Source organism: Dokdonia sp. Asnod2-E02, assembly GCF_045063915.1.
Classification (GTDB): Bacteria; Bacteroidota; Bacteroidia; order Flavobacteriales; family Flavobacteriaceae; genus Dokdonia.
The window spans coordinates 1,315,970-1,328,656 of the sequence record NZ_JBEFNX010000005.1; the positions used below are offsets into that span (position 1 = coordinate 1,315,970).

Annotated in this window: 12 protein-coding genes; 8 read left to right on the top strand and 4 right to left on the bottom strand. The window is 39.6% G+C overall.

Going from position 1 to position 12,687, the window contains the following annotated elements; all coding sequences use genetic code 11:
- Positions 1 to 27 precede the first annotated feature (27 nt).
- Together ACJJVM_RS05875 and ACJJVM_RS05880 are read left to right on the top strand one after the other, a co-directional pair.
- Entirely contained in the window at positions 28 to 819 is a 792-nt protein-coding gene (locus ACJJVM_RS05875; RefSeq protein WP_405211081.1) for an alpha/beta fold hydrolase, read from the top strand.
- Between the two features lie 155 nt (positions 820 to 974).
- Entirely contained in the window at positions 975 to 1,229 is a 255-nt protein-coding gene (locus ACJJVM_RS05880; RefSeq protein ID WP_038598960.1) for a hypothetical protein, read from the top strand.
- Here ACJJVM_RS05880 and thiL read toward each other — a convergent pair.
- Entirely contained in the window at positions 1,226 to 2,278 is a 1,053-nt protein-coding gene (gene thiL, locus ACJJVM_RS05885) for a thiamine-phosphate kinase (protein WP_298352966.1), read from the bottom strand. The genes ACJJVM_RS05880 and thiL overlap by 4 nt on opposite strands.
- Before the next feature lie 147 nt (positions 2,279 to 2,425).
- Here thiL and ACJJVM_RS05890 point away from each other — a divergent pair, with 147 nt between their 5' ends.
- The 6 genes from ACJJVM_RS05890 (at position 2,426) to ACJJVM_RS05915 (ending at position 8,712) form a co-directional block, all read left to right on the top strand.
- Positions 2,426 to 3,853 carry a choice-of-anchor B family protein gene (locus tag ACJJVM_RS05890; protein ID WP_405211082.1) on the top strand — a complete coding sequence of 476 codons (1,428 nt, stop codon included), beginning with the start codon at positions 2,426 to 2,428 and terminating at the stop codon, positions 3,851 to 3,853.
- On the top strand, positions 3,850 to 5,091 hold the full coding sequence (locus ACJJVM_RS05895; protein ID WP_405211083.1) for a choice-of-anchor B family protein: 1,242 nt from the start codon (positions 3,850 to 3,852) through the stop codon (positions 5,089 to 5,091). Before ACJJVM_RS05890 ends, ACJJVM_RS05895 begins: the two co-directional genes overlap by 4 nt.
- Before the next feature lie 2 nt (positions 5,092 to 5,093).
- Positions 5,094 to 6,542, top strand: a complete 1,449-nt coding sequence (locus ACJJVM_RS05900; RefSeq protein ID WP_405211084.1) for a hypothetical protein — start codon at positions 5,094 to 5,096, stop codon at positions 6,540 to 6,542.
- Positions 6,543 to 6,550: 8 nt separating this feature from the next.
- A complete protein-coding gene (locus ACJJVM_RS05905) occupies positions 6,551 to 7,300 on the top strand; it encodes an MbnP family protein (RefSeq protein ID WP_405211085.1) in 750 nt (249 codons plus the stop codon).
- Positions 7,301 to 8,368, top strand: a complete 1,068-nt coding sequence (locus ACJJVM_RS05910) for a cytochrome-c peroxidase (RefSeq protein WP_405211086.1) — start codon at positions 7,301 to 7,303, stop codon at positions 8,366 to 8,368.
- Between the two features lie 122 nt (positions 8,369 to 8,490).
- Positions 8,491 to 8,712, top strand: coding sequence for a hypothetical protein (locus ACJJVM_RS05915; protein ID WP_035327058.1), 222 nt, complete (start codon positions 8,491 to 8,493; stop codon positions 8,710 to 8,712).
- Positions 8,713 to 8,720: 8 nt separating this feature from the next.
- On the opposite strand, the gene ACJJVM_RS05920 is transcribed toward ACJJVM_RS05915, so the two are convergent.
- The 3 genes from ACJJVM_RS05920 to ACJJVM_RS05930 are packed head-to-tail and all read right to left on the bottom strand — an operon-like array spanning position 8,721 to position 12,647.
- Positions 8,721 to 9,788 (bottom strand): ThuA domain-containing protein, encoded by a 1,068-nt coding sequence (locus ACJJVM_RS05920; RefSeq protein WP_405211087.1) that lies wholly within the window; start codon positions 9,786 to 9,788, stop codon positions 8,721 to 8,723.
- Positions 9,789 to 9,845: 57 nt separating this feature from the next.
- Positions 9,846 to 10,604: a sulfite exporter TauE/SafE family protein gene (locus tag ACJJVM_RS05925; RefSeq protein WP_038598944.1), complete on the bottom strand. Its 759-nt coding sequence runs from the start codon at positions 10,602 to 10,604 to the stop codon at positions 9,846 to 9,848.
- A gap of 3 nt (positions 10,605 to 10,607) precedes the next feature.
- On the bottom strand, positions 10,608 to 12,647 hold the full coding sequence (locus tag ACJJVM_RS05930) for a TonB-dependent receptor family protein (protein ID WP_405211088.1): 2,040 nt from the start codon (positions 12,645 to 12,647) through the stop codon (positions 10,608 to 10,610).
- Positions 12,648 to 12,687 lie beyond the last annotated feature (40 nt).

Genomic DNA, 12,687 nt, shown 5'->3' on the forward strand with positions numbered 1-12,687 from the left:
TGATATTTGCCCTCCAATATAGAACTAATGACCATTAACCACAAAGGTGCTTCCATTTTTTATACAGATACAGGATCTGGCACACCTATTATTTTGCTTCACGGTTTTCTTGAAAACCATACTATGTGGGACGCTATACAAAGTAAACTTGCATCTCGACATAGAGTCATTTGTATTGACCTTTTGGGACACGGTGCTTCTGGTAATACTGGATATGTGCACACTATGGAAGATATGGCGGCCGCTGTACAAACAGTGGTTGACACTCTAGGAATCACAAAAATGCATCTAGTAGGCCACTCTATGGGTGGTTATGTGGGTCTCGCTTTCGCGAAAGCGCAACCAGAACGTATCACATCACTTTGTTTACTTAACTCGACACCACTACCAGATGACGATGAGCGCGTAGCATTGCGCACAAGGGCAAATAAAATGGCAAAAACACAGTACGAGCAGCTAGTACGTATGTCTTTTACAAATCTTTTTGACCCCAAGACAAAAGCAAACCACCACGATCAAATAAGTGTAGCCCTAGATCACGCATTAAAAACTCCTGTACAAGGATATATTGCAGCAAATAGTGGAATGCAAGTACGTGAGGACCATAGCGCTTTCTGGAAAAAAGCTCCCTTTGCACAAGGAATGATACTAGGAGCTACAGACTGGATTATAAATGCAGAAACTCATAAAGACCACTTTGAAAAAGACATAGCATTTTTTAAAATCATAGATAGCGGCCATATGTCTCATATCTCACACACAGAGCTAGTGGCTAAGCTTCTGGAAGAATTTGTAACAGCATCTTCAGGTCTGGATTAGACCTAAAGTAGGTAAAACTAATAGGAAATTTTACACTTTCCCTACTTGTAAATCGTTAAGCCACTTTAACATATAAATTAATTTTTATGCTTTTGGTCGATATATTTGTGTATTTGATAGATATTTATTTACTTTGATATCCCAAATCATAAGAAATGAAATCCATAGAAATTACCCCCCTACAACCTAAAAGAAATCAACTAGCCGCTGTTGCTTGTAAAATTTTTGGACACAAGTATCGTCTTACAAAGCGTTACCAGTCACATTTAAAAGAATTTGAATGCACGCACTGTAAAAAACAATATACGCTAGATGGTTACGGCCACTACACCCCACTTACCCCAAAAATGCGTCGCATTAATGAGGTGTACGAAAATTTTTACATCACTAAAATGTCACGTACTTCCTAGTCTTCATTAGAAAGTGCATTCCAACCACGAGCTATAAGAGGTATCTTAGTATTTGCTCTTGTAATAAGGTGAGCTCCTTCTTTTTCTTCAGTCATATGGCCTATGATTGAAAAATTAGGGTTTGCCTTAATTTTTGGAAAGTCTTCCTGTTTAATAGTAAACAGCAGCTCATAATCTTCTCCACCACTTAATGCGATGGTTGTGCTATCAAGTTCAAACTCTTCACAGCTACTTATCACTTGTGGATCTAGCGGAATTTTATCCTCATACAGATTACATCCAACACTTGAATTTTTACAAATGTGTAATATCTCTGATGACAAGCCATCACTCACATCTATCATAGATGTAGGCTGTACTTCTAGGGATTGTAAGATAGATTTTACATCCTTACGTGCCTCTGGCTTGAGCTGTCTTTCTATAAGATAACTATATTGCTCAAGGTCTGGCTGACTACTTGGATTTACTTTAAAAACAGCTTTCTCTCTTTCTAAGATTTGTAATCCCATATATGCTGCTCCTACATCTCCAGACACTACAAGTAAATCACCAGCCTTTGCTGTAGATCTTTTAGCTAATTCTTCTGGAGCTGCTTTACCTATTGCGGTAACACTTATAACGAGACCTACGTTAGACGAGGTTGTATCTCCTCCCACTAAGTCTACCTTATAATTATTACACGCAGTCTGTATACCTGCATATAACTCCTCTATTGCCTCTAGGGGAAACCTATTAGAAACTGCTATTGATACGGTAATCTGTGTAGCTTCTGCATTCATCGCATATACATCAGATAGATTTACCATTACCGCTTTGTACCCAAGGTGTTTTAAAGGTACATAGCTTAAATCAAAATGCACCCCTTCTACAAGCAGGTCTGTAGTAACGACAATCTGCTCATCTGGAAAATTGAGAACTGCAGCATCATCACCCACACCCTTTACTGTAGATGTATGGTGTATTTTAAAGTGTTTTGTAAGGTGGTCTATAAGTCCAAACTCACCTAATTCTGATAATGATGTGCGCTCTTGATTTTTATCTTCTAACATAGGCGCAAAGATAATCAAACCTATTTCTAAAGATCAATAAAAACTAATATGACAGCTAGGTAAGTGTTAAATAGAGTAATCCTTTGTAGGGAATTACCCGTCTCACTTGTTGCATTAGTATATTTATCTAAACTAATCCTCACGTCTATGAGAATATATATTACTAAGAACATACTACTTGGAATTCTTTTTACCCTTTTTCAGGTAACTTTATTATCTAGTCAAACACCTTGTGAGAATGGAATGGCGGGTGAGTTTCCTTGTTTAGGTTTTGACCTTCAAGACAGACTTACTGAGGCAGACCTCAACACTACATTTGTAAATGACAGCTGGGGATGGACTAATCCTGATGATGGTACAGAGTACGCCATCATAGGTTTAGGCAACGGTACTGCTTTTGTAGATATATCAAACCCAAATGAAATTGTTCTTATAGGTACTTTGCCTACGCACACTACAGAAAGTGTATGGAGAGATATTAAGGTTTATGAAAATCACGCTTTCATAGTAAGCGAGGCAAATGGACACGGTATGCAAGTTTTTGACCTCACAAGACTTACAGATATAACGGCTACTCCTGTAACATTTACAGAAGATGCACACTACGATGGCTTTGGTAATGCACATAATATTGTAATCAATCCTGAGAGCGGATATGCATATGCAGTGGGTACACAAACCTTTAATGGAGGACCTCATTTTATAGATATTTCTGACCCCACAAACCCTACGGCAGCTGGAGGTTATGGACTCAATAATTACAGTCACGATGCACAGGTAGTAACCTATAGTGGTCCAGATACAGATTATACGGGTAGAGAAATACTAATAGGAAGTAATGCAAATATTGTTGCGCTTGTAGACATAACAGACAAAGCAAATCCCGTTGAGATTTCTACAATTACCTATCCTACCATAGGCTATACACACCAAGGCTGGTTTACAGAAGACCAGCGATACTTCTTACTAGGTGATGAAACAGATGAGATAGACTTTGGTTTTAATACGAGAACTATCGTTTTTGACTTTAATGATCTTGACAACCCGATATTGTCTTTTGAGTATGAAGGCCCTACAGAAGCGATAGACCATAATGGCTACGTACTGGGTGATCTTTTTTATTTATCAAACTACCGCGCAGGGATGCGACTTATCAATATTTCAGCTATAGAAAATGGCAACATAGAAGAGATGGGCTTCTTTGACACTTATCCTGCAAATGATTCGGCGGGATTTGGTGGCGGACTTTGGAATGTCTATCCATATTTTGAAAGTGGCAACATCGTACTAAGTGGAGGCGGTGGTTTTTTTCTTGTAAAACAAAACAGCTCTCTAGGCGTTAATGATATAGACAACCAAGATATTTCGGTAGCTATATACCCAAATCCTGCAATAGATGAAGTACATCTTTCTAGTAAAGAACCTATAGGCGATGTAAAGATTTACAATGTTCTGGGACAAAAAGTTATTGAAAAGACACTCCTTGAGAATGGTACTATATCTGTTAGAGAATTAAATAAAGGTGTTTACTTTATAAAAACAGACCACAGTACTACACGACTAATTATACAATGAAGATAACCTCTTACATACTCATTCTAGCACTTCTCATTCTCTCTTGTAAAGATGATGATGCCACAGGGTTACCAGAACCCGAAGCGCCTACCACACCAGAACAGGTAGTTACAGACATACTTGTACGCACACCCTGTGATGGTGGAATGGCAAACATATACCCTTGCTCTAACTATGATCTAATGTCGCATCTATCACAAGAGACTATAGGGGAACCAGGCTTTAATGATATTTGGGGCTGGACAGATGCTACAACATCTCGTGAGTATGCTTTACTAGGTGGTCAGGCAAGTACTGTTTTTATAGATATTACAAGTGCTGAAAGTCCAACCATCATAGGTAAACTACCTACAGCATCTATAAACTCAAGATGGAGAGATATAAAGGTGTATAACAATCACGCGTTTATTGTGAGTGAAGCCGCAAACCACGGGATGCAAGTTTTTGACCTTACAAGGTTACGCAATGCACAAAATACACCCGTAACCTTTGATGCAGATGCGCTATATACAGATATAGGCAATGCGCATAATATTGTAATAAATGAAGATTCTGGATTTGCTTATGTTGTAGGTACAGAAACATTTTTAGGCGGTCCACATTTTATAGATATAAGTACCCCATCTGCTCCTATTGCAGCAGGCGGTTATGAAGGGTCTGGCTATACGCACGATGCACAAGTGGTAACTTATAACGGTCCAGATATGGATTATGTAGGCCGAGAAATTTTGCTAGCCAGCAATGAAGATGTCGTGGTTATAGCAGATGTAACAGATAAAGATAACCCACAACTTATAGCTACCGTAAGTCAAGATAACGTAGGCTATATACATCAAGGCTGGTTTGATGAAAGTCATACGATTTACTATGCAAATGATGAGTTTGATGAAACCGAGTTTGGCTTTAACACTAGAACCCTCGTATTTGATCTTACAGACCTAGACAACCCCGTTTACACCGGTCCTTATTTTGGACCTACACAAGCTATAGACCACAATCTCTATGTAAAAGATTTTGATTTATACCTGACAAATTACACCGCAGGGTTACGCATTGCAGATATAAGCGGTAGTAGTCTTGAGAGTATAACAGACATTGGTTCTTTTGACACACACCCAGAAAATGATGCTACAGAGTTTAGTGGAGCTTGGAGTGTATACCCTTATTTTGATAGTGGTAACATTATCATTTCAGATATCACACGGGGCCTCTTTATAATTCGTAAATCTGGCACTTAAGTATGAAAAAAAATAACTTTATAAATATGATGTGGTTTACGCTTTCGCGAAAGCGTACTTATTACCTTTATATACTTCTCATCATTGCCATTGCTTGTAAAGATGATGAAGAGCTTCTTACAGACGATATTACTATAACAGATGATGTAGTAAACACAGACGACACCGTTACTCCAGAAGAAGGTTTTACAGTACAATACACAAGCATTTATGGCGGAAGCCAGGTGGATACCTTTCAAGCCATTACAGCTACTCCAGATGGAGGATTTGCTGCTCTAGGCCACACACAAAGTGTAGATGGTGACGTGACAGATAATGACAGCCAGATTAATAAACTGTGGCTTGTTAAAGCAGATCAAGATGGTGCTATACAATGGTCTAAAACTTATGGCGGAAGTGAGGATAGCCGAGGCACAAAAGTAATTACAACCACAGATGGAGGATATGCCATACTAGGTTACAGCGAGAGTAGCGATGGTGATATGACAGAAAATGCCGGTTTTTATGATCACTGGATTGCAAAACTTGATACACAAGGCAATATACTCTGGCAGAAAAGCTATGGCTTTTCGGGTTCAGATCAGGCATATGGACTCATACAGACTACAGATGGTGGCTTCTTTACCTCAGGATTTCTAGACGTAACAGCATCTCAAGGAGAAGGTAATGACGGTTTACAAGACCCTAATAACACAAACGATAATACGCGTGCTACACTACACGGTGTAGGAGAGTTTTGGGGTCATAAACTAGATGCAAGCGGCAACCTGGAGTGGAGAAGGTATTATGGAGGCACAAATAACGATAGGTCATATGTGGCTCTACAAGCACCAGATGGTGGGATACTTATGGTAGGTAACTCAGAGAGTAACGACTTTGACATATCAGACTCGCAAGGAAGTTATGACTTCTGGGCAGTAAGACTTAGCGCTAGCGGAGATTTACTCTGGGAGCGATCGCTAGGAGGTAGCCAGATAGAAATTGCATATACAGCTACCACCACTCCAGATGGAGCCTACCTACTAGCCGGTGATACGAGAAGTAGTGATGGAGATGTAACAAACTTTCGCGGAAGCGCAGATATATGGCTCGTAAAACTAAGCGACCAGGGAGAACTACTCTGGCAGAAAACACTAGGCGGATCCAATTTTGAAACCACTCGTAGCATCACACAAACACCAGATGGGTATGCTATAACGGGTGCCTCACGTAGCCTAGATGGACAGGTAACGACTAACAATGGCCAGAACGACATCTGGGTAGTCTCTATAGATCAAGATGGCGAGTTGCTCAAGCAACAATCCTTTGGCGGGAATGGTCAAGATTTTGGCTATGGCATCACCGCCACTACAGATGGAGCTTTAATTATCTCTGGAGACACAGATAGCACAAGTGGCCCCCTAGTTGCCTCAAAAGGAGCAACAGATGCCGTAATTATAAAACTTAACTAATTAATATTATGAAACAGCTAATCGCTTTATGTACAATCGCACTCCTCTTGCTATCGTGCAATGAAGATAATGATGAAATGGATACAGCTTATGGATCTTTAAACCTAGTCTTTGAGAACACCGTTGCATCATCTCCACTCACACTCAACACGCAAACGTATGCAAACCTAAGTGGCGAAGGGTACAGCGTTTCAGAACTAAAATATATTATCTCAAACATACAGCTTACAAAGTCAGATAACACCGTCCATACGATACCGGTAGATAGAAGTTACTTTGTCATAAACGAGGCAGGTACAAAAACGGCGCTACTAGATAGCATCCCAGTAGGTGACTATACGGGTATAAATTTTGGTTTTGGTGTAGATCCTACTCGCTATCCTATTGAGTCTGGATCTGTAAACTTTATTCCTACCGCAGAGGAGGCTGGTATGTTATGGACTTGGTCTGCAGGATATAAGTTTTTAAAATTTGAAGGTACTTATTCAACCACAGTAGATACAGATGATGCAAACCCGTTTACTTATCACGTAGGGAGTCACGGTGCAAATCTGGATAATTATAAGGAAATTAATCTCGCTTTCGCGAAAGCGGTAACCGCATCAACCACCACAACTCAAACTATTAATTTTGATGTGGCTAAGATTTTTGACAGCACAAACACAATGTCTCTTGTAGCCAAAGATGATATACAAGTAGACCCAGAAAATGCTCCAAAAATTGCCGAAAATGTACGCACAGCATTTAGTATAGAATAAATGAAACAACTATTATACATACTGCTTTTCATCTCAATCTCCTGCTCTACAGAAGGCACAGATGACACTAGCGTAATGACAGATGATGGCTACACACCGTTACCAAATCCTGCGCTTAATTTTGAGATCCCTTCAAATTTTCCGGAGAGTACGTATGACGTTACCCAAAACCCACCTACAGAGCAAGGATTTGAGCTGGGTAAGAGACTATTTTTTGACGGCAGGCTCGCTTCAGATGGAGTTGTTTCTTGTGGTTTTTGTCACATCCAAGAGTTTGCATTTACCCATCATACACATATCACCAGTCACGGTGTAGATGGGCAAATAGGTAGTCGCAATGCACAGCCGTTACATAACTTAGCATTTATGGCAGACTTCACTTGGGATGGTGCCGCAACGTTTTTAGACTCACAATACATCATACCCATAACTGCAGAAAAAGAAATGAATGAAACCATCTCTAATGTGCTTAATAAACTGCGCGATGATGACAACTATCCGCAGTTATATGCAAATGCTTTTGGTGACCAAGAGATTACTACAGAGCGCACATTTAAGGCATTATCACAATTTATAGTGATGATGATAAGTGGAAACTCAAAATATGATAAGTGGGAACGCGGTGAGGCCGTCACACTCACCCCAGATGAAGATGCGGGTCGCATTCTCTTTGATGCTAAGTGTGCTAGCTGTCACGCAGGCACATTGCAAACAGACCAGACATATCGCAATAATGGTCTGGCGATAGACCCAGCATTTAATGATATAGGCAGGGAACGTGTCACGGGTTTACCAGAAGATAATAGAAAGTTTAAAGTACCCAGTTTACGTAATATTGAGATCACCTTTCCATATATGCACGATGGTAGATTGCAGTCACTACAAGATGTATTAGATTTTTATACGGACGGTATTACAGCAAGTGATAATCTAGATCCACTTCTTGTACGCCCAGATGGCACGCTAGGCTTAGACATCGCACAAGATGAAAAAGAAAAAATCATTACTTTTCTTAAAACACTTACAGATAACGACTTCTTGCTAGACAACAGGTTCAAAGAATTTTAACAATGCTTTTGGTTTGGCTTGCATATAAGGCTTTTAAATCATAAAATAATCATAAATGATTCAGATTTCTAGTCAAATAGAAAATGTTTAATTAATTTAACCTAAAATTAAACAAATTAGTTATGGACCTCTTACAACAAGCTGAAGTTTATGAAAATAGAACAATGAGTCATATGTCTACAAGCGACAGAGTTGCCGCTTCTAGAGAAGGAAAGAAACTCATTCTTGCCATAAACGAGATTTACAAAAAAACAAAAGATAGCCACCTTATGGAGGTTATGAAACGTCTCACTGTAAAAAAGAAAAAAATAGAGAAACGTATTAAGGGGAGACTTGCCGCTTAATTACATTTTTATAAAGCATTATAAGAGCGCATTTTTGCGCTCTTTTTTGTTGGAAAATCTTTTGGTGCCTCTTGGGTCACCTTTCCTGTAGCTGCCCACTCTGCTCCTCTTTGTAGTGTTGTAATAAACCCAACACCCTCCATAGAGTAATCCATATGTCCTAGCGCTGTATGAAACACGCGACCCTCCTCATAGTTTATAGCCATAAGTAATGGCTCTGTACGCCCAGATCCCTTATTTTCTGGTGCCCAAGGTTGTGCATTACCTTCAACATCTGAGTATGCAGTGGCTAGCACCGTAACATTTTCTGCAGGACCACGCAGGCGGTCATATAATTCGTCTTTAGTATGTAACCACTCTTCAGGTAGGTCTTTCATAATAGGATGCTCTGGCACTCTGGTCGTAATTAAAAACTCAACCTCTGGGCCGTGAGAAGATTCCTCACCGTTTACAGGTGCAATAACTTGCTCATAATTTTCATTATAATAGATCTGCTTTCCTTTGGTAAGGTCACGATGACCCCAGCCACCTACACCTATCATCTTGTTATAGGCCTCCCAGTTTCCAAAGGAATTATTTGCCGCGTGTATAACTACAAGTCCCCCACCGTTTGCCATATACTGCTCAAAATTAGATTTTACCTCATCTGTCCATTCGCTTGAGTCCATCCCAAAATTTGAAATAACCACATCATACTTATTAAATTGTGGATTAAAACTTGGGTCTGGCGTAATGGTGTCTGTAGAGGTATGTACTCTATAATCTTCCCATCTATATAGATCTACCAGCTTTGTTATACTATCGTGATTAATACCATCTACAGTGCCGTGGTGTGGCCCTTGATACAAGTATTTTGCACGATGAAGGTCTACTATAAATAGGCCTGTTTCTTCAAGGTAAGATTTCATCATCACCGAAGTTTTAGGCCATACTCCGTGATTATTCTGACCATCTATTACGAGTGCACGCAACTTTTTGGGTTGCATCTCTTCTTGCTTTTCTGTTTGACCTTGCTCTCCACATCCTATTAACATAAGTGACATAAATGTGAGTGCTGCTAGATAGAGATTTTTCATATAAATAGTTTTTTTTGATAATGTGAGTAGGTGTCACGCTTTCGCGAAAGCGGACACTTAAAATAAAAATAATTTTGCAATGGCTGCTATGAGCACTACTATTAAAACATAGTAAGCCACCTTATCTGCTCCCTTATACTTTGTAGCAAAGCGAGCGGTGAGAAAACCTCCTATAGTTTGCCCCACAGCCATAATAAACCCTAGTTTCCAGTCAATAAGACCTTGATAATGGAATAGACCTATCACTAGTAACGTATAGAGACCTATGACAAATCCTTTAAGCGCATTACTTTCTATGATATTCATACGCATACCCAGCACCATAATAATAAGAAAGAAGACTCCCATCCCCATCTGTATAAACCCTCCATAAAAGCCTAGTGCAAATAATAGAGGAATGTAGATATACCACTTAGGTCTAAACTCAAGATCTGTCTCTCGCAACCAGCGTTTAGGTCTTACGAGTACAGCAACAAGCATAAAGAGCATCATAAATTTAAACACAGCTCTAAACTGCTCATTACTTACATTTATCGCAAGCAGGCCTCCCGCAACCGCGCCTATAAAAATGGGAATAATGTACTTTTTATGACGAGCGATATTAAGCCTCCCGTTTTTATGAAACACCCACGAGGTTGCTGCACACTGTGTAAAAATGCCTATTCTGTTTGTGCCGTTTGCTACATTAGGAGGTAAGCCTAGCACCTCGGTTAGTATGGTGAGTGTTATGGCGCTACCGTTACCTGCAAGGGTGTTAATCCCTCCAGCTATTAAGGCTCCTATGATGGCGATAGCATATGTTTGTAATTCTGTCACTTTTTAAAAATTTAAAATAACCCCTCCATACATTGTAAATCCAGGTGCTGGCTCATAAAATCTATTGCCAAAAGCATTGATGCGCACATTATCTGTGTATTCTTGATCGAGTGCATTATTGATCCCAAGATACGGCTTGATTTGTATTTCTCTAAACAGAGTCTGGTAACTAAGCTGTACGTTTACCAGCTCGTAGCCGTCTATCGCTGTCTCATTACTATCTTGTGCAAACTGTGACCCTATAAAGTTTGCACTCACCCGTGCACTAAAACCTGCCTCTGTATCATATAATAATCCCAAAGTAGACATATGCTTTGCAATACCAGGCAAGGCATTACCCGCATAATCTGTATCTCCCACGGTAAACTCATCATAAGTAAAATCTGAGTAGGTATATGATGCTGTGGCTTGCAGGTTTTTTGAGAAGGTATACTGCCCCTCTATCTCAACACCTAGCCTGTTAGTTTTACCTGCATTTCTATAAAACTCGCGATCTGGAAAAGCTTCTAGTTCAAAAGGAACGAGGTCGTCACGTGTGTTTATACTAAAAGTGGTTACTTGATAACGCAGCTTGTTACTTAAGGCTCCCTTTACACCCACCTCAACGCTTGTTGCTTTTTGAGGAGCTAATTTTTCATTAAAGCCGGAGAGACCATCTGGACTCGTAGACACCTCAGATAATGATGGAGTTTCAAAACTGGTTGACACATTTACAAAGGATATAAACGCTTTCGCGAAAGCGTAACTCACACCCACACTTGGATTAAAAGAATTTAAAGTCACACTCCCAGAATCATCCCCGTCGTTGAGAAAATCATCATCTGCCGAAAGTTTATTGTAATCAAATCTAGCCCCGGCGGTAAAAAGCCATTTATTAATATTGAAGTGATCTGTAAGGTAAACTCCAAGGTTTGTAAACTTCTCCTTTTGACTAAGGGAAAGATCTCCTTGCTCGCCTTCAAGGTTTTGAAACCTGCGGCGACTGTCATTTTGAAAAGCAAAATCATACCCTACTTGTAAGGTATTATGACCCTTAGTATATCTATAGGCTGCTCCCTGACCCATATAATTACGATTGAGGTCTACTATGCCACCATTTTCAAAAGGAAGTAGTCCATCAAAAAGCCTATTGCTATAAAACCCATAGGTGGTGAAGCTGCTCTTTTTATTTATTAACCACTCTAAACTCGCTCCTACTTTAAGCTGTGAGATAGCTTCTCCTGTTTTAAAAAGCTGGTTGCGATCGCGGGCTTGTCTTCTGTTTGTATTTACTTCTTCTAATGTTAACCCTCCTGGGTCATCTGCCTGCGGGGCATCGGTGTAATTAAGTATAGTAGTTAGATAAAGGCTGTCTGCAAGTGCAAATCTTCCTTTAAAATTAGTATTAATTTGCTCAAAACCACTTTGATCTCTGTATCCATCAGACTGCATATAATTTGCGTGAAAGATATAACTCGCTAGTGAGTCTCCTATAGCTGCTGTGGCTTGATAATTTTGAAAACCGAAAGCACCAGCGCCCACCTTTATTTCAGTACCTATATTTTCTGAATCATAAGACCTTGTTTTTATATCAATAACTCCTCCAGAGGCATTTCCGTAAAGACTCGAGCTAGGCCCTTTTATAACCTCTATACGATCTATAATTCCTAAAGTGAGGTTATCTAATTGCCCTTGACCATCTGGCGTAGTTTCTGGTATGCCGTCTACAATAAGTTTTATCCCTCGTATCCCAAAACTAGATCGGGCCCCAAAACCTCGTATTGATACTCTTAAATCTTGGGCAAAATTTGTCACATTTTGAGTAAAAACTCCAGGAACTCCCTGTACATATTCTTGTAGTGATAATTGCTGTCGTGTTGCATCTTGTGGTACAGTTTTAATTACAGAAACAGCGGCAGGAATTCTATCTAGAGTACTTTGTATTCTAGTAGATTGTATGATTACAGTATCTATAGTTTGCTCAGGTATTGACCCCGTCTGACTGTAACAAATTGATGCAAAAGCTAACAAATTGATAAGCGTTACGATGCGTGTCTTTTTCAATGGCTTAATTTTTACCGAAAAGTACTGCCTACCAGAAGAA

What these genes read in the sequence shown, in the direction of transcription:
- ACJJVM_RS05895 (WP_405211083.1), top strand. Translation starts at nt 3,850, where the DNA reads ATGAAGATAACCTCTTACATACTCATTCTAGCACTTCTCATTCTCTCT.
- ACJJVM_RS05905 (WP_405211085.1), top strand. Translation starts at nt 6,551, where the DNA reads ATGAAACAGCTAATCGCTTTATGTACAATCGCACTCCTCTTGCTATCG.
- ACJJVM_RS05920 (WP_405211087.1), bottom strand. Translation starts at nt 9,788, where the DNA reads ATGAAAAATCTCTATCTAGCAGCACTCACATTTATGTCACTTATGTTA.
- ACJJVM_RS05875 (WP_405211081.1), top strand. Translation starts at nt 28, where the DNA reads ATGACCATTAACCACAAAGGTGCTTCCATTTTTTATACAGATACAGGA.
- ACJJVM_RS05910 (WP_405211086.1), top strand. Translation starts at nt 7,301, where the DNA reads ATGAAACAACTATTATACATACTGCTTTTCATCTCAATCTCCTGCTCT.
- ACJJVM_RS05890 (WP_405211082.1), top strand. Translation starts at nt 2,426, where the DNA reads ATGAGAATATATATTACTAAGAACATACTACTTGGAATTCTTTTTACC.
- thiL (WP_298352966.1), bottom strand. Translation starts at nt 2,278, where the DNA reads ATGTTAGAAGATAAAAATCAAGAGCGCACATCATTATCAGAATTAGGT.
- ACJJVM_RS05915 (WP_035327058.1), top strand. Translation starts at nt 8,491, where the DNA reads ATGGACCTCTTACAACAAGCTGAAGTTTATGAAAATAGAACAATGAGT.
- ACJJVM_RS05880 (WP_038598960.1), top strand. Translation starts at nt 975, where the DNA reads ATGAAATCCATAGAAATTACCCCCCTACAACCTAAAAGAAATCAACTA.
- ACJJVM_RS05900 (WP_405211084.1), top strand. Translation starts at nt 5,094, where the DNA reads ATGAAAAAAAATAACTTTATAAATATGATGTGGTTTACGCTTTCGCGA.